The sequence below is a fragment of the Pseudoalteromonas sp. XMcav2-N genome, from assembly GCF_024124545.1.
In the GTDB taxonomy this organism is placed as follows: domain Bacteria; phylum Pseudomonadota; class Gammaproteobacteria; order Enterobacterales; family Alteromonadaceae; genus Pseudoalteromonas.
On record NZ_JAMXSF010000013.1, the window covers coordinates 104,006 to 127,304 of the forward strand.

Annotated in this window: 23 protein-coding genes; 16 read left to right on the top strand and 7 right to left on the bottom strand. The window is 46.5% G+C overall.

Translation table 11 applies throughout. From position 1 onward, the window contains the following. Positions 1-94 precede the first annotated feature (94 nt). Entirely contained in the window at positions 95-709 is a 615-nt protein-coding gene (locus NH568_RS16645; RefSeq protein WP_253048939.1) for a DNA-3-methyladenine glycosylase I, read from the top strand. Positions 710-951: 242 nt separating this feature from the next. Here NH568_RS16645 and NH568_RS16650 read toward each other — a convergent pair whose 3' ends face one another. Both NH568_RS16650 and NH568_RS16655 read right to left on the bottom strand, forming a co-directional pair. Then, on the bottom strand, positions 952-2,394 hold the full coding sequence (locus tag NH568_RS16650) for a sigma-54 dependent transcriptional regulator (RefSeq protein WP_253048943.1): 1,443 nt from the start codon (positions 2,392-2,394) through the stop codon (positions 952-954). A gap of 361 nt (positions 2,395-2,755) precedes the next feature. Further along, positions 2,756-3,541, bottom strand: coding sequence for a flagellin (locus NH568_RS16655; RefSeq protein WP_253048945.1), 786 nt, complete (start codon positions 3,539-3,541; stop codon positions 2,756-2,758). Between the two features lie 226 nt (positions 3,542-3,767). Between NH568_RS16655 and pseB the strand changes: the two genes are divergently transcribed. From pseB to NH568_RS16670, 3 genes are read left to right on the top strand one after another with little or no spacing between them, the layout of a single operon-like run. Then, on the top strand, positions 3,768-4,769 hold the full coding sequence (gene pseB / locus NH568_RS16660; RefSeq protein WP_253048947.1) for a UDP-N-acetylglucosamine 4,6-dehydratase (inverting): 1,002 nt from the start codon (positions 3,768-3,770) through the stop codon (positions 4,767-4,769). Between the two features lie 17 nt (positions 4,770-4,786). Then, entirely contained in the window at positions 4,787-5,977 is a 1,191-nt protein-coding gene (gene pseC / locus NH568_RS16665; RefSeq protein WP_253048949.1) for a UDP-4-amino-4,6-dideoxy-N-acetyl-beta-L-altrosamine transaminase, read from the top strand. A 5-nt stretch (positions 5,978-5,982) separates the two neighbouring features. Continuing rightward, positions 5,983-7,119: a Gfo/Idh/MocA family oxidoreductase gene (locus NH568_RS16670; RefSeq protein ID WP_253048951.1), complete on the top strand. Its 1,137-nt coding sequence runs from the start codon at positions 5,983-5,985 to the stop codon at positions 7,117-7,119. A gap of 9 nt (positions 7,120-7,128) precedes the next feature. On the opposite strand, the gene NH568_RS16675 is transcribed toward NH568_RS16670, so the two are convergent. The 5 genes from NH568_RS16675 to NH568_RS24230 form a co-directional block, all read right to left on the bottom strand. Further along, complete coding sequence (locus NH568_RS16675; RefSeq protein ID WP_253048953.1) at positions 7,129-8,646, bottom strand: class I adenylate-forming enzyme family protein; 1,518 nt, start codon at positions 8,644-8,646, stop codon at positions 7,129-7,131. Then, the gene (locus NH568_RS16680) at positions 8,639-10,237 is read right to left on the bottom strand and encodes a pseudaminic acid biosynthesis protein PseG (protein WP_253048955.1); all 1,599 of its coding nucleotides are present in this window, start codon (positions 10,235-10,237) and stop codon (positions 8,639-8,641) included. Before NH568_RS16680 ends, NH568_RS16675 begins: the two co-directional genes overlap by 8 nt. Continuing rightward, positions 10,234-10,485: a phosphopantetheine-binding protein gene (locus NH568_RS16685; protein WP_253048957.1), complete on the bottom strand. Its 252-nt coding sequence runs from the start codon at positions 10,483-10,485 to the stop codon at positions 10,234-10,236. The genes NH568_RS16680 and NH568_RS16685 overlap by 4 nt, the downstream gene beginning before the upstream one ends. Continuing rightward, positions 10,482-11,522, bottom strand: a complete 1,041-nt coding sequence (gene pseI / locus NH568_RS16690; protein ID WP_253048959.1) for a pseudaminic acid synthase — start codon at positions 11,520-11,522, stop codon at positions 10,482-10,484. The genes NH568_RS16685 and pseI overlap by 4 nt, the downstream gene beginning before the upstream one ends. Positions 11,523-11,595: 73 nt before the next feature. Then, positions 11,596-12,696, bottom strand: a complete 1,101-nt coding sequence (locus tag NH568_RS24230) for an FkbM family methyltransferase (protein WP_253048962.1) — start codon at positions 12,694-12,696, stop codon at positions 11,596-11,598. Positions 12,697-13,026: 330 nt separating this feature from the next. On the opposite strand from NH568_RS24230, the gene NH568_RS16700 reads away from it, so the two are divergent. From NH568_RS16700 to NH568_RS16755, 12 genes are all read left to right on the top strand, one after another. Then, positions 13,027-13,743 carry a glycosyltransferase family protein gene (locus tag NH568_RS16700; protein WP_349288015.1) on the top strand — a complete coding sequence of 239 codons (717 nt, stop codon included), beginning with the start codon at positions 13,027-13,029 and terminating at the stop codon, positions 13,741-13,743. Between the two features lie 94 nt (positions 13,744-13,837). Next, complete coding sequence (locus tag NH568_RS16705) at positions 13,838-14,785, top strand: SDR family oxidoreductase (protein WP_253048965.1); 948 nt, start codon at positions 13,838-13,840, stop codon at positions 14,783-14,785. Then, positions 14,782-15,396 (top strand): SIS domain-containing protein, encoded by a 615-nt coding sequence (locus NH568_RS16710; RefSeq protein WP_253048968.1) that lies wholly within the window; start codon positions 14,782-14,784, stop codon positions 15,394-15,396. The genes NH568_RS16705 and NH568_RS16710 overlap by 4 nt, the downstream gene beginning before the upstream one ends. Beyond that, positions 15,397-16,680 (top strand): hypothetical protein, encoded by a 1,284-nt coding sequence (locus NH568_RS16715; protein ID WP_253048971.1) that lies wholly within the window; start codon positions 15,397-15,399, stop codon positions 16,678-16,680. It begins immediately after the preceding gene. Further along, positions 16,677-17,672 (top strand): GDP-mannose 4,6-dehydratase, encoded by a 996-nt coding sequence (locus NH568_RS16720; protein WP_088531039.1) that lies wholly within the window; start codon positions 16,677-16,679, stop codon positions 17,670-17,672. The genes NH568_RS16715 and NH568_RS16720 overlap by 4 nt, the downstream gene beginning before the upstream one ends. A 10-nt stretch (positions 17,673-17,682) precedes the next feature. After that, entirely contained in the window at positions 17,683-18,342 is a 660-nt protein-coding gene (locus NH568_RS16725) for a class I SAM-dependent methyltransferase (RefSeq protein WP_253048975.1), read from the top strand. Positions 18,343-18,363: 21 nt separating this feature from the next. Further along, complete coding sequence (locus NH568_RS16730) at positions 18,364-18,819, top strand: hypothetical protein (protein WP_253048978.1); 456 nt, start codon at positions 18,364-18,366, stop codon at positions 18,817-18,819. A gap of 4 nt (positions 18,820-18,823) precedes the next feature. Beyond that, complete coding sequence (locus tag NH568_RS16735; RefSeq protein ID WP_253048981.1) at positions 18,824-19,783, top strand: thiamine pyrophosphate-dependent dehydrogenase E1 component subunit alpha; 960 nt, start codon at positions 18,824-18,826, stop codon at positions 19,781-19,783. Then, entirely contained in the window at positions 19,773-20,825 is a 1,053-nt protein-coding gene (locus tag NH568_RS16740; protein WP_253048984.1) for a transketolase C-terminal domain-containing protein, read from the top strand. Before NH568_RS16735 ends, NH568_RS16740 begins: the two co-directional genes overlap by 11 nt. Before the next feature lie 2 nt (positions 20,826-20,827). Next, positions 20,828-21,607, top strand: a complete 780-nt coding sequence (locus tag NH568_RS16745; protein ID WP_253048987.1) for an SDR family NAD(P)-dependent oxidoreductase — start codon at positions 20,828-20,830, stop codon at positions 21,605-21,607. 3 nt (positions 21,608-21,610) lie between these two features. Beyond that, entirely contained in the window at positions 21,611-22,375 is a 765-nt protein-coding gene (locus tag NH568_RS16750) for a transketolase (RefSeq protein WP_253048990.1), read from the top strand. Then, entirely contained in the window at positions 22,372-23,298 is a 927-nt protein-coding gene (locus NH568_RS16755) for a transketolase C-terminal domain-containing protein (RefSeq protein ID WP_088531046.1), read from the top strand. The genes NH568_RS16750 and NH568_RS16755 overlap by 4 nt, the downstream gene beginning before the upstream one ends. The last annotated feature ends 1 nt before the right edge of the window (position 23,299 follow it).

Genomic DNA, 23,299 nt, shown 5'->3' on the forward strand with positions numbered 1-23,299 from the left:
AAACACCTTCAAAAGTTTGACGCTGTTTATTTGTACAGCACTTCAATATACGCTAAACTGGTACATGTACATCACCTAACTTACGGAAAATATCATGCGCACACGCTGTCACTGGGTTGATTTAAGTAAGCCGGATTACGTGGCTTACCATGACGATGAATGGGGAAAGCCAGTCCTTGAAGACATTAAATTGTTCGAGTTTATTACATTGGAATCAGCACAGGCAGGCCTGAGCTGGTACACCATTTTGAAAAAGCGCGACAACTACCGGGCGGCTTTTCATCAATTTGACCCGCATATGGTTGCCGCAATGACTGAAGAGGACGTCATTAAGTTGATGGATAATGCAGGGATCATTCGTAACAAGCTAAAAATTCAGGCAACAATCAATAACGCCAAGCGGTTTATTGAGATACAACAAGAATTTGGCAGCTTTGCATACTACCAGTGGCAGTTTGTTGATTTTACGCCGATCGTAAGCACGATCCACAGTCCTGAAGATTATCAGGCAACCACAGAGATAAGCACACAATTTGCTAAAGATTTAAAAAAGCGTGGCTTCAAGTTTCTTGGACCTACCACCGTTTATGCCCATATGCAGGCCTGCGGCATGGTCAATGACCATCACGAAGACTGCTTTTGCAAAGCACCTATTATAGAGGCATGTCAGCAGTTGGATATTAAAGCGAAGCTGAGTACTCAAAAGTAGCATACATCAGTGTAACTTATGTCAATTTCACTGAATACCTGTTCGATTTGAAGGAGCAAATATGCCGCAAACGAGGTTAAAAGTTTCGTTAGAAGAATTGGTATTAATTTAAAACAAAAACACCGGATGATATTTACTTTTTCGCCCTGGCCACCCGACCAGAAAAATCGGCAGGCAGCATTTCCAAGACCATGAAAAACGGCGCTATAGAAGCGCCGTTTCTCAGTGTGTTACGATTATTTCTAGTCGCGATTCAGGTTGTATTTTTTCATTTTCTCGACCAGCGTTGTACGGCGTACACCCAATATCTCAGCGGCTCTGGCGACCACATAATCATAGCGCTCAAGAGCCTGAGTGATCAGGCTAATTTCCATCTCAGCCAGGTACTCTTTAAGCTCGATCCCTTCGTCTGGCAATAAACCCAGGCCGGTTTCTGCACTGCCTTGTTCGAGTGTTTCTTCTTCATCCTCAAAATCGCTGAATCCTTCACTGAACAACTCGTTGAAGACATCTTTTTCGAGTAGCTCTTCTGGATACTCAGGCTCAAAGGCTTCGACGTCGATGTAGCGATACTTACCGGGCAGATCCGTCACATCCACGACTTTTTCAGGGAACATAATGGCCATACGTTCTACCAGATTAGCCAGCTCGCGAATGTTGCCGGGCCAGCCATGTACCTTGAGGCTTTCAATTGCGCGATCGGTAAATTTGACCGAACTACCACCTTGTTCACTTACGCGGCGCAGTAACTCTTTTAACAATAATGGAATATCGTCAGCACGCTCTCGCAGTGACGGGTTCTCGATGGGAAACACATTTAGGCGATAGAACAAATCCTCACGGAACTTGCCCTCTTCAATCATGATTTCCAGATTGCGGTGTGTTGCAGCGATCACACGGACATCAGCTTGAATTGGCTTGGTTCCACCAACACGCTCGTAGCTACGCTCCTGCAATACACGCAACAACTTAACCTGCATTTGCAATGGCATATCACCAATTTCATCAAGAAAGAGTGTGCCGCCTTGCGCCAGTTCGAAGCGGCCTTTACGCGCAGAAATCGCCCCGGTAAACGCACCTTTCTCGTGTCCGAAAAGCTCACTTTCAAGCAACTCCCCAGGAATAGCACCACAATTGACCGGAACAAATGGACCACTATTACGGTTAGAGAGCAAATGCACATTACGCGCAACAACTTCTTTACCGGTTCCGGACTCACCGAGGATCAAAACGTTAGCATCTGTTTTAGCAACCTGAGAAATCAAAAAGCGCACTTCTTTAACGGCTTTAGTATCCCCGACCAGGCCATCAAACGATTTAGCATCGTTCAGTTGAGTCGATTTCCCAGGTAGCATGCGCAAGTATTGCTGGCAGTCATGTAACAATTGCATTGTCACTTCCTGACCAAAAGGCTCAGTGATGAGGCCAATGACGTTGGCCAGAGCAAGTAGCGGCCTTAACGTTTCCCCAATTAACAGGAACGGGACGGCGGGCAAAGACTTAATCAACGCCTCATGCTCTAATTGCGACAAAGCCCCCAGGATGACCACCGGCTCCTGCAGATTGCTTAACAGCGCTGGGGTAAAATCAGACTCCGCAACTACCTGAGCTGGCTGACCAACAAAGCCCAATGCCGCTGCCAGTCCAGATGCTCTGTTATTATTGTTATCGAGGATCGTAATCATGCCCGCAAGATCCAACTTCTTTGTTTATATCAATAGTATTGATTGTAAGTCAGTGACATGGGGATGCAATACCTAAGTGGCAAGTTTTTGACATCAACGCCAAAAAAACGCCACCGCTTATGCGCTAAATCAATACTTAAGGATTAAAGTGTCGAAAAATCAGAGGTGTGTACATTTTAAGGGGACATGTGCGTAAGTACGCTGAGTGACTTTTTTATCGCAGATATAAGTAGCGCCGGCTACTGTATGATTGCAGTTACATCAACGTGCCGGGAGGGCGCTCGCCAGTGGACAAAATGCACAAAAAAGCCAGCGTTGATTCGCTGGCTTTCGTGAAATGCTTGTTGAGACCGCGGTGAACCTATAGCAGACCTAAAACAGACGAAGCTGACTGATTAGCCTGACCGCGCAATGCAATAGAGGCCTGCGATAAGATGTCATTGGCCGTTTGTTCAGCTACGGCACTGGCATAGTCAGTATCTTGGATCCTGCTTTGACTTTCCACGATATTGTCTCGTTGCGTACCCAGACCACGTATGGTGCTATTAAGAGTATTTTCGAAAGCCCCTAGCTGCGTTCTTTGCGTGTTCAGCGCTTCCGACACCTGATCGGCCGCATCTATGGCAGTTTGTGCACCCGCCTGCGTTGAAATATCAACACTCAGTATAGGGTTTGCGAAGCTACCGTCCGATGCGGTGAAACCTTGTGTGGTATTCGCGTCCGGACCAACTTGAAAACTAGTTTGATTGCCATCAAACAGTGATTGTCCACCAAACGTCGTATTCTCAAACGTGTCCGTGATCTGTGACTGTAACTGAGTCACTTCTTCTTGCAGAGCTTGCCTGTCGCTGTCAGTCAGCGCACCGCTTCCTGCCTGAAGTGATAACTCGCGGATCCGCGACACAGCATCGTTCACTCCAGACAAAGCAGACTCTGTCGTTTGTGAGTATGAGATGCCGTCGTACGCGTTACGGATAGATTGGTTATATCCTTCCTGTTGCGACGTCAGACGATTGATAATTTGTAGTGCGGCCGCATCATCTGCAGCCGAGTTGACCTTTTTACCACTAGCAAGCTGTTGATTCAGCTTATTATTGGTTTGATCAACCTGATTAAAAAAACTATTGCTTTGAGATTTTATCTGCATAACGCCTCCCCATCAGGTGTTATATTAAGTTAAGTCTACTCCTTTGTGTTCAAAAAGTCATCTATTGTAAGAAATTGAATACTACGCTTGGTATATTTACTGCAAAAACTCCATAACTGATATAAAGTGTTGAGTAATCACTTTTTTATCTTTAGTTAGGCGGGTTTCTTACAGTCATACCTTTTTCTATACTGTAAAGAATTCAATGCACCTTTAGGTGGACTTTATGTTTGATAACAAAACCATTCTCATCACAGGCGGCACCGGCTCATTCGGCAAAAAGTATGTTAAGACACTACTTACCCGATACAAGCCAAAAAAAATTATTGTTTTTTCTCGTGATGAGCTAAAACAATTTGAGATGCAGCAAGTATTTAATGACCCTTGCATGCGTTACTTTATCGGTGACGTTCGAGACAAAAGCCGCCTTTATCGTGCCATGCAGGGCGTTGACTACGTGATCCATGCCGCAGCACTCAAACAAGTGCCGGCAGCTGAGTATAATCCCATGGAGTGCATCAAAACCAATATTAATGGCGCCGAGAACGTGATTGAAGCTGCGCTCGATAACAACATCGAAAAGGTGATTGCCCTGTCAACGGATAAGGCAGCTAACCCGATCAACCTGTACGGTGCCACTAAGCTGGCTTCCGACAAATTGTTTGTTGCAGCAAATAACATCGCAGGTGGACATAAAACCCTGTTCTCTGTCGTTCGGTACGGCAATGTGGTGTGTTCGAGAGGCTCAGTTGTCCCTGTATTTCAACGCTTTATCGATGAAGGTTGCGATCATATCCCTATTACCCATGCCGATATGACTCGGTTCTGGATCAGTCTCCAGCAGGGCGTGGACTTCGTGCTGAAGAATTTCGAGCGTATGTTGGGCGGGGAGATTTTCGTACCTAAGATCCCTTCCATCCGCATTGTGGATCTTGCCACAGCCATGGCACCGCAACTACCACATAAAATAATTGGTATACGCCCGGGAGAAAAACTGCACGAAGTAATGTGTCCCGAAGATCTCTGCTTTGATACCTTTGAATTTAGCGATCACTTTGTCATCGCGCCCGGCATTAAGTTTAGCAGCCGCAGCAATGACTTTGATACCAATGCACTCGGGGAGCAAGGTCATGCCGTAGCACCTGGATTTGAGTACAATTCACTCAGTAATCCGGACTACCTGTCTGTCGAAGCCATTAAAGCCTTTAATACTCAGGCATTGATCTAGCCTGACAGGAGCACAACATGATCCCTTATGGCAAACAGAACATCGCGCAGCAAGATATAGATGCAGTTGTAGCGGTGTTGCAGTCTGATTTTCTGACTCAGGGTCCGGTTGTACCGCAATTTGAAGAAGCTGTTGCACAGTACTGTCAGGCGGCACATGCCGTGGCAGTGAATAGTGCAACATCTGCTTTGCACATTGCCTGTCTGGCACTGGATGTCACAGCGGATAGTTTGGTCTGGACGGTACCAAATTCTTTTGTGGCCTCATCAAATTGCGCCCTGTATTGCGGCGCCTCGGTAGACTTTACCGACATTGATGCCGCAACAGGTAATTTGTGTATCAGTGCACTGGAAGACAAACTGAAACGCGCCCAAGCACTCGGTAAACTCCCCGATGTGGTTATCCCCGTACACTTTGCTGGGCAGTCTTGCGATATGGAAGCTATCGCAAAGCTCGCCAGCCAATATGGCTTTAAAATCATCGAAGATGCATCCCACGCTATCGGAGGACGCTATCAGGATAAACCTGTTGGCCACTGTGATTATTCAGATATTTGTGTGTTCAGCTTTCACCCGGTTAAAATTATAACTTCGGCTGAAGGCGGTATGGCCGTGACGCAAAATGAGCAGCTTGCACAGCGCATGCGCTCACTACGCAGCCATGGTATCACGGCAGATCCCACCTTGCTGACTGAGCCAAGCCATGGTCCCTGGTACTATCAGCAACAAGCGCTGGGGTTCAACTATCGCATGACGGACCTGCATGCCGCGCTGGGTCTGAGTCAGTTGGCACAACTTGAACAGTTTGTTGCCACTCGCAACAAGCTTGCACAACACTATGATGCCTTGTTCGCTAAAAATGAAGGTATCACTCCGTTGTCCCAATCTGATAATCAATACAGTGCTTATCATTTGTATGTCGTGAGAATTGCTCATAGCACCGAGCAGTTACATGAGCATCTTGTTACTCAGTTAAGAGCACAAGGGGTCTATGCTCATGTACACTATATCCCTATCTATTTGCAGCCTTACTATCAACAATTAGGGTTCGAGCCCGGCTATTGCCCAGCCAGCGAAGCCTATTATCACAGCGCTATCACCTTGCCACTGTTTCCGTCTTTAACGACAACACAACAACAACACATCGCCGATACCCTTTGTCAGCTGCTCAGCAACTGGCACAAAACTCACTCTGCACTAAAGGAGTAGCAACCATGACAACCAAGCCCTTAAACCTAGCTTTTATTGGCGGAGGCATGAATTCTGCCGTCGGCTACGTGCACTTTAGTGCTGCGCAGCTGGATAATCGCTTTAAAGTGGTGGCTGGTGCCTTCAGTCGTGATCAGGATACCAATAAAGCGACCGCACAACAGTGGGATATCGCCACCGAACGCACTTACAGTGACTGGCGCACCCTTATCGAACAAGAAAAAGACCAGGTAGACGCGGTGGTGGTTCTCACACCGACACCCCATCACTTGGATGTACTGACGGCATTACTGGATAAAAATATTCCGATCATTTGCGAAAAGTCGTTGGTCTGTGGAACCGCTGAGACACAAGCGTTAGCAAAAGTGTATGACCCCGCAACACACTTTCTGGCGGTGACTTATAACTACAGTGGCTATGCTATGGTTCGAGAGCTCAAACACCTTATTGATCAGGGTAAGCTGGGCCAGATCCAAAAAATTCACCTGGAAATGCCGCAGGAAGGTTTTAAACGCCCACCGGATATTGCCGGCAAACCGGCGAAACCTCAGGCATGGCGACTTCAGGACTATCAGGTGCCGACTATCTGCCTTGATTTGGGTGTACATTTACACCACTTATCAAGTTATTTACTGGAACTGGAACCAACAGAAACCTGTGCTCAATTTGCCAACCACTCCGATTACCCGGGATTAGTCGACGATGTACAAATGCTGCTTAAATACCCTAATGGGATCCGTGGCAGTATGTGGATGTCAAAAACCGCCATAGGCCATCGTAATGGCTTGCAAATCAGAGTATATGGCACGGCCGGCAGTGCTACCTGGGTACAGCTCAACCCTGACGAGCTGCAGCTGCAATTTAGTGACGGCAGAAGAGAAATCCTGGACCGCGCAGGACAATGCCAATACGCCAATCAGTTTCGTTACAACCGCATGAAGCCGGGTCACCCAACCGGGTTTGTCGAAGCGTTTGCCAATTTGTACACGGATATTCATCAGGGTCTGACGGCCTATCAGGCAGGTATTGCGCCCAAAAATGAATATGTATTTGGTTTTGCCCAGGCTCAAGCGGGGATGGCATTGTTTGAAGCGGCTGTGACCTCTGACCAGCAGCACGGCTGGTGTCAGGTTTCCTCCTGACACCCCTTTTTACACCTCTGAATAACGCGTTTTTACGTCATTTCTAAGCACTTTGCCCATCGGGTTTCTGGGCAAAGCACTGAGGCGCTCGAGCGTTCGCGGCTGCTGGTAGTCAGTGAGCTCAGATAAACACAGTAACCGCAGCTCGCGGCTGATATCTACATCCCCCTGCTGCTCATAAACCACTTTGATATATTCGCCCAGCTGCCTGTCCGCACAACCAAAAGCAACACAATCAATCACTTTGGGGTGCTTCTTGATAACGGCCTCGATATCCTGCGGAAAGATATTGATGCCCCCGCTGGAGATCACCTCTTTTTTACGTCCGACATAATACAAAAAGCCGTCTTCATCCAGATATCCCAAGTCGCCCGTAAGAAAATACCCGTCAGCGTCATAAGCATCTTGCGTCTGCTGTGGCATTTTTAAATAGCCACTGAACCCGGTTGTCGTCTGACAGGCAATTTCACCCACTTCACCGGCATCCAAAGTACACCCTTCTTTATCCAAGATTTTAACCTGAACAAAAGGCAAAGCCGCGCCGACAGCACCGTTTTTATCGCGTCGTTCGCTGACACAAAAATCACTGACAACGCCCACTTCAGAGGCGCCATAACACTCATGCAAGCGACAAGGTAGTTTTTTTAACAGCGCCTGTTTAGATTCTCCCGCGAGCACAGCAGACGACGACACCACGCAGCGCAGCGAGCTCAGATCCATTTCTTCGTCACAGCTGAGCAAGCTTTCTAATTGAGCTGATACGGCAAATAAAAAACTGACTTGATGCGTTTTGATGGCTTCCAGCCATTTCGGCAAAGTAAATTTGGGCAGGATCACACTGGTTGCCCCCAGCATCAGCGGCATCAACACCCCGCGCTGGGCCAGCGAGTGATAAAGCGGAGTGGCGACCAAGACAACTTCATCCGGAGTTAATCTGTAATAATGGATTGTGGCGTCAAACGCTCGGGTGATTTTACACTGCTGGCTCAGAACGATGGGTTTGGGCTGACCTGTCGAGCCGGATGTCATAGTGAGTATAAAAGGTGCATTGATATCCACCACTGGCTCGCGGGTATTCGCCGCCTGCGCCGGCAACTGCTCTGACATAATATCCTGCCAGCACGGCTCATCAGCAACGGGCTGTGAAAGACTGATCAGATTAGCTGGCTCTATGACTGCATCCGCCAATAGCGTTCGCCCGATAGAAGGCCAGGCTATTACCGCTGCAACAGGGGTTTTCTTTAACGCCACCGACAGCGCATCACCCTTCAGGCTGATGGGTAGCGGCACAATGGCAAGGCCGAGGCGCGCCGCTGCCAGCATCACCACCGGGTATTCCAGGCCGTTCGGCGCAAATAAGGCTACTCGCTGACCCGGCTGTAACCCTAAGCGGTAAAAATGGGCACACAGTTTCAATACTTTGATATTCAGCGCCTGATAACTCACCGTTTGTTGCTCAAACACCAAAGCGACCTTATCTGGCTGAGACTGCACATGCTGCGCAAAAATTTGATAGATATTACTCACAGTCTGTCCTCATTGGGTATTTGGCGACAAAGTTAAAGTCCTGGTGGCTGGCATCAGGAAAGAGCTGCTGTACAGCTTTATAACCTGGCTCATCTTCTGCCAGGGCCACAAAGCCCGCCCGCTCATTGAGCAGGTTAACAAATCGATTTTGTTTATTGATCACCGCAACCCAGACGGCATCAGGGAAAACCTCGCCCGTGAGTGTCAGCTGCCACTGCAAAATAAGCTGAGCATGAACAAAATTAACCGCGTCACTGGCTGCAAACCAACCACCAAACAGATAGGCCTGTCCCTCTATTGCTGTACATTGATGCCAGACATAGAGTAGCGGTTCATCGCCCTGCAACAGCACAAATGAGTCACGGGTTTGACGGAACCACCAGCGATAATGCTCTACTTCATTAATTCGCTCGGTAATAGTCATACGCCAGGCGTTATCACTGCGGTTACGGGCTCTGAGGTAGCGGTTGATGTGCACATCTGCCACCGGGAACAATTGCAAGTTACCCGCCAGTGTCCAGCTTGTGTCTGGCTGCTCATTGCCGCCTTGAGGTGCTGTCAGTCCTGCTCCCGTTCCATTTAACAGAGCAGACGCAATACGCCGTGCCCCCAGCCCATCTACATTAATAGCTGCTTTTGTGCAAAGCTGTTGTACCCGCTTACGCTCACTGTATAAAGTTGCGATTAGCTCAACAACCTTGTGCGTATCTTGTGCCAGTAAGTCTGGGATATGAAGGTAATGCCCCAGCGCCTCAAGGTCCGCCATTTCATTATCCTGATTGACAGCCAGGCTAAAGCTCAGCGCTGGGGTTTGTGTCGCGGCCAGTTCATATAAAGATGTTCCCAACGCGCCCACAAATAAGCCACAGCGCTGGTAGTAGCTGGCCAGGCTGGTTGCCTGTTCAATCAAAGTTAAGCGGCGGTGTTTCGCAGCCAGTGTATACAGCTGCTCAGTGTTCGTGGCCTTAGGGCCAATCACCACCTGTATCGGCATACTTTCAAGTCCGCAAGGCGGCGTTTCGAGTAAGCGGAAAATCCAGCGTGCAGGCACATGCCAGTCTCCGCCTCCGCCCAATGAAAATAACACCCCCCCATCACGCACTTCAGCCTGAAGCTGACGGTACTCGGGTGCCAGAATACAATAATCCGGGCCCAGTAAAGTCTGGCTGTGCTGCGCAAGTTTGCCTTCATAACGTGCAGCAGTCTTTAACCCCTGCCATTTAGCATCCACCACCAGGTCAGCCACATGGGCCCGGGCCAGATCATCCATGGCCAACAAGGTTGCTCCGGTTTGCCGAATAAGCTGTTCCCATCGCACATCGAAGCCATATCCATCGACCACCCACCGACTGGCTGTTTCTCCTCGCTGTGAGAGGGCATCCAGAGCAAACTGCGCATCATTTACGGTGTCTGATTGCTGAGGCACTTCGATAAGCCCAACATCAAGATCATGATAGAAACGTGCTGGCACTGTATTCGCATCCACCAGCATCATCACTCGCTGGTGTTGTTCAATTAAAGCTTTGGCCAGCCACTTCATGCGCATGAAGTGGCCCATACCACAGCGCGTATCGACACGGATGGCTATCATGCCAGCGCCACTATGGCATCAGCGAAACGCCCCACTTGTGCATTGCGCGTATCCAGCAGCAGTTCGGGTGGGACTGACAAGCCTAAATGCGCTTCAATGTGCATGATCATCGACAATACCTCAAAAGAGTCCAATACACCGGCAGCGACAAAATCGAAGGACTCAAAATCAGCTTCGCTCACCACCACAGCACGCGCTTCAAAAAACGCTTTTAGCAAAGTCAGTACGGCTTCTCGTTGTATACTCATTGCATATCTCCCCAGCTTAACTGCATCCCGCGTACCAAAGCTTTGTTTACTGTGCGGCCAATAACATCCGGCAGGGATTTGGGCATAATTTCTCCGCCACCTGGTCGCATCTGTGCAACATGCTCTGGCGTGATCCGCTCCCCTGCTTTGATGTCTTTGACGATATACACACAGCGGCGTGCTTTAGACGCCTCGCTGGGATAATGAACTTGCCCCATTGCCAGCTCAATTTGCCGAACACCATGCACTAAATCAGCCAGTTCATCGGGCGTCATAGAGAAGAAACTGTCTGCGGTGTTATCCTCTTTACTCATCACAAAATGCTTTTCAATCATGCATGCACCGACCGCCACTGAGGCCAGCGGTACATCATTCCCTAAAGTATGGTCAGATAAGCCTACAGGGCAACCAAATGCCTCTCGCATATGTGGGATAGTACGCAGGTTTATGCTGTTGGCCGGAGCAGGATAGGTGCTGGTACATTTCATCAGACATAATTCTTTAATACCCGCGTCTTCAGCTACCTTCACCGCCTCCGCAATCTCTACCAGAGTGGCGCCGCCCGTTGACATGATCACGGGCTTGTTGGTGGCCGCCACATCTCGGATCAGTTGATGGTCAATCAGTTCCGGTGAAGCAATTTTATAGGCCGGCGCATTCAGTTGAGCCAGCAGTTCGACTGCAGTTTTATCAAAGGGTGAGGAAAAACAGGTGATGCCAATTTTTTCAGCCAGCTCAAACAACTCAGCATGAAAATCCCAGGGCATATAGGCCCCTTTATATAAGTCATATAAATACTGACCCTGCCAGGGGCCGGTTGCCTCAAAATGCGGCAGTTTGCAGTCCATAGTCAAAGTATCTGCTGTGTAGGTTTGCAGCTTTATGGCATTCGCACCGGCTTCTTTGGCAGCATAAACCAGCTCTTTGGCTTTACTTAGTGATTGGCCATGATTTGCAGACATCTCTGCGATGATGTAGCAAGGTTGGTCATGGCCGACACTCTGACCTGCAATGTTGAAACCTGATTGAAACGTCATGATGTTCTCAAATTCAATTTAACTTATTTATTATCTTAGCTTTTTTGAGGTTCCCTGTCTTTGATGTCTTGAATCACAGCAAGCTTGGTTTAGGTACAGCGTACAATTGTGTTTCCAAAAGCCAATGCCCCTCTTGTCTCAGATAGTAATGATACCGACCCGGAGCATATGATTCGATCAATAACGGGATTCTCCACAAATCCTCAGGTGTATGATACAAAGATAATGCCAATGTTGGTGTGTATTTAGAAATATATTCACCAGCCTGGCACAATGCATCAAAATCAGCGCCTTCAATGTCCATTTTCAATACGTTACACTTTACTTGATGCATTATAGTACCGAGGTTAACACTCTCAACCAAACAATTTGGTGGTACCTCTTCGTCCGCGGCAACTACGCTGACAACCGTAGCTGACGAATTCTCTTCGACTCTAAGCCTTTGTCCTTCAGGGAGTCCAACAGCAAGACGACGTATATTGACAGGCTTACCCTCTACACCCATAGCAAGTATACGATTGAGAAACAGTTTGATATTGTTAGCGCTGGCTTCAAGTGCCGTGTAATCCTCAATAGACGTCGCATAACGCGAATAGAAAGCTGCAAAAGTGTCACCATCAAACGCTCCAATGTCTAAAATACGCATCGTATCATATTGATATAAATCAGGTATCCCTGGTGGAAAGTACATCTCGTATTGCTCCGGTATCGGGTAATACTGCCGGCAGGGATTACTACGATAGTTAACAATCTGCTCAAAAGTGTGCCGTGACCGTTGATCACTGAGCAAAGATAAAACCGCTTCACAACAGGTTTTGTTTATCTGGCTGCTCGCAGGTGCCTGCATCCATAACACACCACACTCATTCAATTTCCGAAGAGCCTCAGGGAACATGTCAAATGCAACCAACGTATCTATAATGTGTAGAAATCCAGCCTGACGCAAATCTTCTTCCACCCCACTAAAGCCGAGAATAGTGACAATGATCGGATAGTTGGTATCCAGACCCGCCTGTGGAAAAGTAAGACAAGGTACACCTGCATATTCTTTGAACTTGGGCGCTCTGTCTAAAATAGCGCGTGGTCTGAGACCCATTTCCATTAGATAGGCTGTTAACGCCTGTCCATAGTGGCTCCCACCATAAACATAAAATTGAGTGTCTGCTAGTTTCACTGCCTTCCCCTGTTAACTTACTTTCAATCTAGCATGTGTGCACTACTCCTACTTCCACAGCTACTTCTACTACCGCCTTATAAAAACAGATTTACTATTGTATATAAAGCGTTTCTTATACGTTAACTCTATGCATGGTTGTCCTGGGGTGCAAGATTCCACAGTCATAATCAGACTTTATTATAAATAACGAGCAACTATTGAGTTACTTTTGTACAGAACCACCAACTCACTCTATGGATATCCGAATTTGGCTTTACTTGCCTGATGTCACTCATATAATATCCAAACCAACACTGAGCTCCAGCGAATAGGTTTATCTTGAAGGACGTGCAAATAATTATTCAGGCCAGAATGACTTCTACCCGCCTTCCTGGCAAAGTGATGCTGCCATTGTGTACCAGCTCGGTACTTCAGGTGATGCTAGAACGTCTTGGTGATTTGGCCAAACACGTTATCATTGCAACCACGGATGATGGCACAGAGCACCCAATCGTAGAATTGTGCGAAAGAATGGGCATAAACTATTTTCGGGGCAGCACAGAAGATGTGCTAAGTCGATACTACCTGGCTGCGACCCAATTCGGTGCTCAAAGTGATACTGCGATTGTTCGTCTAACCAGTGATTGCCCCCTGATCGATGCAACGCTTGTCTCGCAGGCTATTCACTATTATCAAAATCATGACGTCGACATGGTCAGCCTGGGACCCCATAGCGGATTTCCACGTGGGCTGGACACATGTGTGTTTGCCTATCACCTGCTTAAACGCACACATCAAAAGGCCACTCATTCATCAGACAGAGAACATGTCACCTTAGGTATGGCAAAGTTCAGCACTATGAATAGCCATATCATTAGCGCAGGAGACGATCACAGCCATTATCGCCTGACACTGGATGAACCAGATGACTACACTGCAATTCAGGCGATTTATCAGCAATTTAATAATAATCTATGCTTTAGTTACAGTGAGTTATTAGAAACATTAAAGAACCATCCCCACCTTGCCGATATAAATAAGCACGTTGAACAAAAAACTGTCTAACACAGCGTAAGTCAATGGCGCCCGCACACATGGGCGTAATTTTTGCTAGAGCATTGTCATGCCAGGTGATTAAAGTATTCAAAAAGAGAGAACAATGAGCAATAAAACCGTTTTAGTGACCGGTGCCACCGGGTATAAGGGCACGGTATTAGTACCTAAGCTGCTCGCCAAAGGCTATCAGGTTATCGCACTGGATACCCAGTGGTTTGGTAACTTCCTGCCGGAACATAAAAACCTTACGGTGATAAAAGGTGACGTGCGTCATACCTCAGACATTGAGCTGAGCGGTGTAAACAGCATCATTCACCTCGCCTCTATCGCCAACGACCCTTGCGGTGACTTAGACCCTAAACTGACCTGGGAAGTGAGTGCACTGGCAACCATGCAACTGGCTGATAAAGCCAAACGCGCTGGGATAAAACAATTTATCTACGCATCCTCGGGCAGTGTTTACGGCGTCAAAGATGAAGCGCAGGTCACTGAAGACCTCACCCTCGAACCAATCTCAGAATATAACAAAACTAAAATGGTTGCCGAGCGTGTATTGCTGAGCTACGCGGATGATATGGCTGTACAAATTGTTCGTCCTGCAACAGTTTGTGGTTTATCTCCCCGTCAACGCCTGGATGTATCCGTCAATATGTTGACGATGCAGGCGCTTGAGAATGGCAAAATCACTGTATTTGGCGGTGCCCAGGTGCGTCCAAACATCCATATCGACGATATTACTGACCTGTACATTTACATGCTGGAACATCCAGAAAAAACCAGCGGTGTATTCAATGCCGGATTTGAGAATATCTCCATTATGGATATTGCAAATATGGTAAAGGCTCAGGTTGATTGTGACATTGAGGTAACCCCATCGAATGACCCAAGGTGCTACCGGATCAACTCAGATAAACTGCTGGCGACAGGATTTAAACCCACCAAAAATGTCGCCACTGCGATTGAAGAACTGATCAGCGCCTATCGTGCTGGCCAGTTAAAAAATGAAGATCGCTTCTATAACCTTAAATGGATGCAGCGAGAAGTATTATGAGTAAACAACAAGGCATCGTCGCCCCCATACCACGCCAGGATCCGATTGTCGCTCTGACTGAGGACTATGTTCACACGCTCAGCCAGGTACTGACACAACTTGATGGTAATGCAGTCAAGCAGCTGGTCAGCACTTTGCTGGATATGAAAGCCAACGGCGGTACCTTGTATTTGTGTGGCAACGGTGGCTCGGCCGCCAATGCCATCCACCTTGCAAACGACTTTACATTTGGTGTTCACCCCCAGGGAGATGCCCTGAAAGTGGAAGCACTGGCAGCAAACAGTTCAGTGTTGACATGCCTTGGTAACGACATAGGCTACGACAACATTTTTGCTCACCAGCTAAAGGTCAAAGCATCGGCACAAGACGTATTACTCGTACTGTCTGGCAGTGGCAATTCAGGCAACATTATCCGCGCCATAGAGCAAGCCCAGACTTTGGGTATGCATACCGTTGGAATACTCGGGTTTGATGGCGGTCACGCCAAGCGACTGGTCGACCAGGTATTTCACTTTGCTATTCAGGACATGCAGATATCAGAAGACACCCAGGTGGTGCTGGGTCACATTTTAATGAAGGCCTTATACGAAGAATTAAAAGCAGGAAATTAAATGTCTACTGTAGTTTATGGTATTACAGCCTCTACCGACATGTTTGTTCGCTCAGAGTTTAACAATGACGACAACATCTATGCGTGTACATCTGGTGGAGAAGAATTCATGGGAGAGACAGCTATCTCCCTGCAAGCATTATCTGAGCTTGAAAATAAACAAGACCTCAGAGTAGTGATTTGTTCGGAGTTTGTCCTCGACATTTTGAATTCTCTGCAAAATATCGGTATTTCCATTGAGCAGTCATTCTTTTTTAACCATACCAGTGGTCAGCTGGTCCCGTGCGCGGAGTTACTTGCAGACAAAGCAGATGTGAACTCCACATTATTTGCTTTCTATGACTTGTCTTACAATTTACCGTGTTTTGATGTCACAACTTTCGTGGTACTTGCTGAAATCGAAAGACAAAAACAAAACAAAAAATTCATTCAGTTTGTTATTCTGCCCAGTCGCTGTGAAAATACGACCGAAGTCAACGTGTTCCACGACAAGCAAGACGCTAACTGGCGAATTGAAAAGCTCGTTAAACCTATGTTTTCCTGTTTACCTGCTTGTATCGGTATCGATCAGCCTTTCTCGAAAAGTTGTGTAGACTTTTATAAAAAGCTGAATGTTTGTACGTATCCAGATAATTATTTCAATAACCCTCGTCAGTTAGCGGGGGATTTCACTATTTTGAAATCCTATGTCAACGACAAAATCAAACTCAGTAACCTGATACCGCCTAAGCAAGCGAGTGCTATTGTGGCAGAGTATATTCGCCATCAGGTAGGTGACAAAAAGCTGATAACCATCACCTTACGTGAATACTGGTCAAATGCAGAACACAGAAATAGCAATGTAAATGCCTGGCTAGATTTTGTCTTGTCTCTGGATAGAAATGAGTATTACCCTCTCATTGTCCGAGATACCTACAAGGTAAGTGAGCCACTGCCCGATAAATATAGCGATTTACCAACCTACCCGGAAGCGTCTGTTGACCTTAGTATCAGGCTTGCGTTGTATCACAAAGCATACATAAATATGGGCGTAGACAATGGACCACTCTATCCCATTAGTTACCTTGCTGGTGCTCGCTCAATTATTTTTAGGTTTCAAACCAACGACATTCCAAATTTGTCTGATAGAAGTAACGAAAAGCACTTCTTTGAGGTAGGTAAGAACCACTTTTTTAATGATAACCCATTCCAAATCAATGCTTGGATGAATGATTCACTTGAGAACATTCAGGCGCAGTTTTTCTCATTAGATTCAAAAATAAAAGAGGCTAACAGTACACTATGATCGAGTCTCCAGTATTAGTCTTAGGAAGCAACTCATTTTCCGGTGCCTCTTTTTGCTCTTACCTGCTTAAGCAGGAAAAACAGGTTATTGCGGTCAGTCGCTCAAATGAGCCAAACCCCGTACTGCTCCCCTACAAGTGGCTTTCTTTAGATCATCAAATTAATTTTCATCAATTGGATCTAAATCACCACCTGGCAGAAATAATGGCGCTGATTGAGAAGTACAAGATACGCCACATCTACAATTTTGCGGCTCAAAGCATGGTTGGGCAAAGCTGGCAGTATCCAGAGCACTGGTTCATGACTAATGCCGTATCAACCATAAAGCTCCATAACTTGCTCAGACAGTACGATGGGCTGGAGAGGTATGTACACGTATCTACACCGGAAGTTTACGGCTCGTGTTCAGGCTTAGTTACTGAGTCCAGACATTACCAACCAAGTACGCCTTATGCAGTGTCTCGAGCTGCCGCAGATCTGAGCCTACACACCTTCAACGATGTGTATGATTTCCCTGTTGTCTTTACCCGCGCTGCAAATGTATTTGGTGAAGGCCAACAGCTTTATCGCATCATCCCTAAAACGATTATGTGTGCCTTAAACAATGAAATCTTGCCGCTGCACGGCGGCGGACACTCTACCCGCTCCTTCATTCATATGGATGATGTATCAAGTGCAACACACTCCATTGGCGAAAACGGACAAAACGGAGATATTTATCACATCTCCACAACCCGAAACATCAGCGTCAGAGAGCTTGTGATGAAAATTTGCGAAATGCTCGGAAAACCATTTGAGCAGGTCTGCCAGGTGAGTGAGGACAGGTTAGGCAAAGATGCCGCCTATCTTCTGGACAGCCAGAAACTGAAAAGCGAACTGGGCTGGCAAGACACAATCACACTTGAGAATGGCCTGGAACGCACCATCAGCTGGGTAAAAGACAACCTGGATACTTTAAACACGCTACCTAAGGACTATGTGCATAAACCATAGAGAAATGGCAATGGGAAAAGAAATAGATTTACTTAAGAATTACCCAAAAGCAAAACGAGACTTAACTGGGCGATTGGAATCAAAAAGTGAGGCCGTAAGAGCGATTGCGCGCCAATTTGGCAAAGAGTTTTTTGATGGTGAGCGCGATCATGGCTACGGTGGCTTTAACTATCATCCCAGATTTTGGCAACCTGTCATTCCTGACTTGATAACACATTTTAACCTCAGTAATGACAGCAGCGTACTGGATGTAGGGTGCGCTAAAGGGTTTATGCTATTTGATTTGATGATGGCTTTACCTGATATCCAGCTTAAGGGTATTGATATCTCTGACTATGCTATTGAACATGCCAAAGATGAGGTTAAACCCCATCTTTTGAACGCATGTGCATCTGACTTGCCTTTTGAAGACAATAGTTTCGACACTGTGATCTCAATCAACACCATACACAATCTAGAAGAAGACGCTTGTGCGCTGGCACTCCAGGAAATCGAACGAGTTAGCCGTGGTCAGAGCTTTATCACTGTTGATGCTTATCGTAGTGAGCAAGAGAAAGCCAGAATGGAAGCCTGGAACCTAACGGCAAAAACCATCAAGCATGTTGACGACTGGAAAAAATTCTTTGAGAAGGTAGGTTACAGTGGAGATTACTACTGGTTTATCCCTTAGTACGTAAATGAGGCGCCGGAGATGTTCGATACTAACGTTGAAGAAGTACACATTCAATTTCAAATTAGCCCAGACTATTCGCTCGGCGATGCAGTCTCATACCTGTTTACTTCTCTCTTTGTGCGAGCAGCACCTATAACTTTAACTCCTCTGCTAAAAAAAGCAGACTTTGCAATTGCAAGGTCTACAAGACAAAGCTCAGCCTCTACAGTGAAAAATTCTAGTGCAATCGATTTGTACGGCAGGCTGAGCAGCGGTGTGTGTTTCATGACTGGCAAACTCAATGGCCGACTAAGTAGCTGTAACTCAGTGATAAACGAAACTGGTCCTCTTTCACTCAAGTTTTATCAAAAAATAAGAACATTAATGCCTCAGTATTTTCTCGATGTGCAACAAGTGGCATCACTTAGAAATGTTGCTCACATCAGCGACAGCCCCATTGCGTTTTGTATAGCTACTGTGGATAAGGGTAAATAAAACCATGCCTGATTTAAAAGAAGTCTATTTTCAGACGCTCAGAATTCGAAAGATAGAAGAGGCTATTGCCGAGCGTTATAGTGAGCAGAAAATGCGATGCCCAACGCACCTATCCATAGGTCAAGAATTGGTGCCAGTTGCTATTTCACAATACCTTACGACGCGGGACAAAGCGTATAGCTCGCACCGGGCACACGCCCACTACCTTGCTAAAGGCGGAGATTTATCCAAATTGATTGCTGAGTTGCATGGTAAATCCGGTGGGTGTACAGCTGGTCGAGGTGGCTCTATGCACTTGAGTGACCTCGACTGCGGTTTTATAGCCAGTACAGCCATAGTCGGAAACAGCATTCCTCTTGCAACAGGGAATGCATTACATCAGCAATTAAGCCAAAGCGATGGGATTACAATCAGTTATTTCGGTGATGGAGCGACCGAAGAAGGTGCTTTCTATGAATCGTTGAACTTCGCGACTGTACGCTCATTACCCATATTATATGCCTGTGAAAACAATCAGTACTCAGTTTACAGTCCTTTAAGCGTCAGACAACCCGCTTCACGCAGTATTGCCAAGTTAGCAGCAGAAATTGGCGTCAAAAGTTTCAGTGTGGATGGCAACGATCCTCAACGGGTACTTGAAGCTTCCCAGGCAGCGATTGAGTTCATCAGGAAAGAACGTAAACCTGCGCTTGTCGAGTACTTTACCTATCGACATCGGGAACACTGTGGGCCAAACTTTGACGATGAACTTAACTATCGTGAGGCGCACGAAGTGGAAGAGTGGCTTGCCAATGATCCACTGAAAAATTTACAGAAATTGCTATCCTCAGACTCCGACTTCTCTCATTTCCAGGCACGCGTTTCTGAACAAATTACCCAAGAAATAGAAGCCGCTTTCAATTTTGCTTCAAGCTCCCCTTTTGGGGATCCCATAGATAACGAGAGGTATATCTATGCCAAATAACTCCACTAGTTTCGCAACACAACTGCAGAAAGCTCAGCATCATGCAATGCAAAATGACCCTGGTATGATATGTATGGGATTGGGCATAGACGATCCAAAAGCAATATTCGGCACAACATCGGGCTTACAGACGGCTTTTGGTCAAAGCCGGGTATTCGATATGCCGACCGCCGAAAACGCAATGACAGGTATAGGAGTCGGTGCCGCTATTGCTGGCACTCGTGTTTTAATGACTCACCAGCGGGTCGATTTTTTCCTGCTTGCAATGGATCAACTGGTCAATAACGCAGCTAAATGGCACTACATGTTCAATGGTCAAATGTCGGTACCTTTGACCATTCGCCTCATTGTTGGGCGAGGATGGGGACAAGGACCCACTCATCAGCAAAGTTTACAGTCTTGGTTTTCACACATTCCCGGATTGAAAGTGGTGGTTCCCGGCTTAACAGACAATGCCGGACAGTTACTGTATGACGCCATTATGGACAATAACCCAACTATCTTTCTGGAGCACAGGTGGCTTCATAACCAAATTGCAAGCGAAGATGAATGTCAGCCACTGACTGAGCAGCCCCGCCATACGCGTATTTTGCGTGAGGGTGAAGATTATACAATTATCAGCAACAGCTACATGTTGTCTGAGGCACTGCAAGCGCAAAAATATATGCAACAATTTGGTATCCAGTGTGAAGTCATAGAAATCGCCTCACCGACCAATATTGACTGGCACGTACTGTATCAATCTGTAAAAAAATCCAGACGCTGTATTGTAACGGATATGGGCCATACGTTTTGCTCTCTAGCCAGTGAAATAGCCAATCGAATTTATAGCGAGTGCTTTCAGAGCTTGCTATGTCCGGTCACCACCCTTGGCCTGCCACATTATCCAGAGCCAACTAGCTACGGCCTGACACCCGACTACTACCCCAACATTAATTCATTTATTCAAACAATATCAGGAAATTGTGGTGTGGATATTGCTAGAATTACAACTACACAACATCATGATATTCCTGGCGAATGGTTTAAAGGGCCTTTTTAATTATGGATTTAAAGATCGCAAACAAGCTTGCTCTGGTCACCGGCAGTAGCCGTGGCTTGGGTGAATCAATAGCCGAGTCACTTGCAAAAGAAGGTGTGAACGTTATTTGGGCCGCGCGTGACATCGAACAACTACAACAAAACGCAGAGCGCTGTGGTGCTTTGTATAACAACAAAAACTTTGTTGTGGAAGCCAATTTACAAGATGGGTCAGGTGCCAGAGCGTTGGCTGAAAAGCTAAAAGAACTAGGCTTGATACCTGATATCATCGTTAACAATGTGGGTGGCAACTTAGGCGTCACCGATCCGCTCTCAGGTCTCCAAGACTGGAAAAACGTGTTTGATTTTAATCTTTTTAATGCGATTGAACTTAACAATCACTTCATCGATACCATGATCGAGAAAAAATGGGGCAGGATCTGCCATGTCTCTTCTATTGCTTCTTTGGAAAATCAAGGAGCACCGCAATATTGTGCTTCCAAAGCCGCGCTAAACGCTTACGTCCGTAGTGTTGGCAGATACGTTTCGGAACATAACGTCATAATGACTGGTATTTTACCAGGCGCGGTCTTCACTGAAGGCGGGTACTGGGATGAAACGAGCAAAACCAGACCTGAACATGTTGAAAAATACCTAAACGAGCGTATGGCCATTAAACGCTTTGGTACACGGGAAGAAGTCAGTGAGTTAGTTGCTTTCTTGGTTTCGGACAAAGCCTCTTTCTGTGTAGGCACTTCTTTACTGGTTGATGGTGGTCAAGGCCGCGTCTTTTATGAGGGGTAATTTATGAACCAAGACCTAAGAAAACGCATTGCGGAGATCATCTACAAGTCAAAAGAAGGGCATATTCCTAGCTCCTACTCCATTGTCGATATCATCAACTATCTCTACACCGACGTGTTGTCATTTGACGCTGGCAATCCCCAGTGGGAAGAGCGAGATTACTTCATCCTGTCTAAAGGACATGGATGTGCTGCGCTGTGGGTTGTGCTAGAAAAGCTCGGACTCCTCCCAGACAATGCACTTGAACAATATTCACAATTCGGAGGTATATTGGGAGGTCACCCAGACCGTACAAAAGTGCCCTTCGTAGAAGCGTCAACGGGGTCACTAGGGCACGGCATGCCTATGGCTGTGGGTTGTGCACTTGCGAACAAAATAAAGCGTCAGAGTAACAGAGTTTTCTGCTTGGTTGGCGATGGTGAATGCCACGAAGGGACTGTCTGGGAAAGTGCCCATGTTGCAGCAAACCGCAACCTGAATAATCTAACCGTCATTGTTGACTGGAATCAGTCTGCTGCGCAGCTATGCCCAAAAGATGATCTCCCCGCAAAGTGGAAAAGCTTTGGTTGGCATACCGTGGTTTTTGACGGGCATGACCCCCAGCAAATTGAACAAGCATTTTCACAATCGAGTGATGATGCTCCTACAGTTTTAATTGCCAAAAATATCAAAGGCAAAGGGGTAAGTATGACCGAAGGACATGGCCCCTGGCACCATAAGATCCCTACCAAAGAAGAGCTAGATCAAATAATGGAAGCACTGTCATGAGTAACCTGAGACAAGAATTTGCCGATAAAATGCTGGCTGTAGGCGCTTCAGACCCTCGTCTGGTTGTTATGGTAGGAGATATAAGCCATGGCATACTTAAACCGTTTGCAGCTGAGTACCCTGATCGCTATTACAACGTGGGCATTTGTGAACCAACCATTGTGGGAATGGCAGCAGGTGTAGCAAGCACAGGCCTAATACCTGTGGCACATACGATTGCTCCCTTCTTAATAGAGCGGTCTTTTGAGCAAATTAAACTAGACTTTGCCTACCAGCAACTTGCTGGTAATTTTATCACGGTTGGCGGGGCATTCGACTACGCACAACTTGGTTGTAGTCATCACTGCTACAATGATGTGTCACTAATGTGCCAGCTGGACAATACTGTAGTGACAAGTCCTGCAAGCGCATACGAGTTTTCGACTCTGTTTTCACAGTGCTATGATCAAGGCTCCATCAATTACTTCAAACTGACTGAAAACCCACACTCATTTGATTTAACTGGAAAAATAGAATTAGGCAAAGCGGTGATCATTGAGCAAGGCAGCGACATCACACTTATAGCCGTAGGTCCTCAGTTAAAACAAGCTTCTCGTGCCTGTGCAACATTAAAAGCACAAGGACACAGTGTTGAATTGTTGTATATCCATACGATTAAACCGTTTGACGCTGAAACAGTCATTCAGAGTATCTCCAAAACAAAAGCGGTGATCGTATGTGAAGAGCTTTCACAACATGGCGGTGTATATGACTTAGTTATGCGCCACTGGGCAAGCCGTGACAAAGCACAATTTAAGCAGATGGCGATTAACAACATGATTCACGATTACGGCACATATGACGAACTGTGTCAGGTTGCTGGTTTAACGGATGATAACATCGTCATGCATGCAAATACCCTAATTGAGAACAAAAAGGTTTAGT

Excerpts from the sequence above, each read along its gene's own strand:
- NH568_RS16755 (WP_088531046.1), top strand. The coding sequence starts at position 22,372 with ATGAGTAACCTGAGACAAGAATTTGCCGATAAAATGCTGGCTGTAGGC.
- NH568_RS16715 (WP_253048971.1), top strand. The coding sequence starts at position 15,397 with ATGTCTACTGTAGTTTATGGTATTACAGCCTCTACCGACATGTTTGTT.
- NH568_RS16650 (WP_253048943.1), bottom strand. The coding sequence starts at position 2,394 with ATGATTACGATCCTCGATAACAATAATAACAGAGCATCTGGACTGGCA.
- pseB (WP_253048947.1), top strand. The coding sequence starts at position 3,768 with ATGTTTGATAACAAAACCATTCTCATCACAGGCGGCACCGGCTCATTC.
- NH568_RS16705 (WP_253048965.1), top strand. The coding sequence starts at position 13,838 with ATGAGCAATAAAACCGTTTTAGTGACCGGTGCCACCGGGTATAAGGGC.
- pseC (WP_253048949.1), top strand. The coding sequence starts at position 4,787 with ATGATCCCTTATGGCAAACAGAACATCGCGCAGCAAGATATAGATGCA.
- NH568_RS16740 (WP_253048984.1), top strand. The coding sequence starts at position 19,773 with ATGCCAAATAACTCCACTAGTTTCGCAACACAACTGCAGAAAGCTCAG.
- NH568_RS16710 (WP_253048968.1), top strand. The coding sequence starts at position 14,782 with ATGAGTAAACAACAAGGCATCGTCGCCCCCATACCACGCCAGGATCCG.
- NH568_RS16720 (WP_088531039.1), top strand. The coding sequence starts at position 16,677 with ATGATCGAGTCTCCAGTATTAGTCTTAGGAAGCAACTCATTTTCCGGT.
- NH568_RS16645 (WP_253048939.1), top strand. The coding sequence starts at position 95 with ATGCGCACACGCTGTCACTGGGTTGATTTAAGTAAGCCGGATTACGTG.
- NH568_RS16655 (WP_253048945.1), bottom strand. The coding sequence starts at position 3,541 with ATGCAGATAAAATCTCAAAGCAATAGTTTTTTTAATCAGGTTGATCAA.
- NH568_RS16680 (WP_253048955.1), bottom strand. The coding sequence starts at position 10,237 with ATGATAGCCATCCGTGTCGATACGCGCTGTGGTATGGGCCACTTCATG.
- pseI (WP_253048959.1), bottom strand. The coding sequence starts at position 11,522 with ATGACGTTTCAATCAGGTTTCAACATTGCAGGTCAGAGTGTCGGCCAT.
- NH568_RS16685 (WP_253048957.1), bottom strand. The coding sequence starts at position 10,485 with ATGAGTATACAACGAGAAGCCGTACTGACTTTGCTAAAAGCGTTTTTT.
- NH568_RS16735 (WP_253048981.1), top strand. The coding sequence starts at position 18,824 with ATGCCTGATTTAAAAGAAGTCTATTTTCAGACGCTCAGAATTCGAAAG.
- NH568_RS16725 (WP_253048975.1), top strand. The coding sequence starts at position 17,683 with ATGGGAAAAGAAATAGATTTACTTAAGAATTACCCAAAAGCAAAACGA.
- NH568_RS16730 (WP_253048978.1), top strand. The coding sequence starts at position 18,364 with ATGTTCGATACTAACGTTGAAGAAGTACACATTCAATTTCAAATTAGC.
- NH568_RS16750 (WP_253048990.1), top strand. The coding sequence starts at position 21,611 with ATGAACCAAGACCTAAGAAAACGCATTGCGGAGATCATCTACAAGTCA.
- NH568_RS16745 (WP_253048987.1), top strand. The coding sequence starts at position 20,828 with ATGGATTTAAAGATCGCAAACAAGCTTGCTCTGGTCACCGGCAGTAGC.
- NH568_RS16670 (WP_253048951.1), top strand. The coding sequence starts at position 5,983 with ATGACAACCAAGCCCTTAAACCTAGCTTTTATTGGCGGAGGCATGAAT.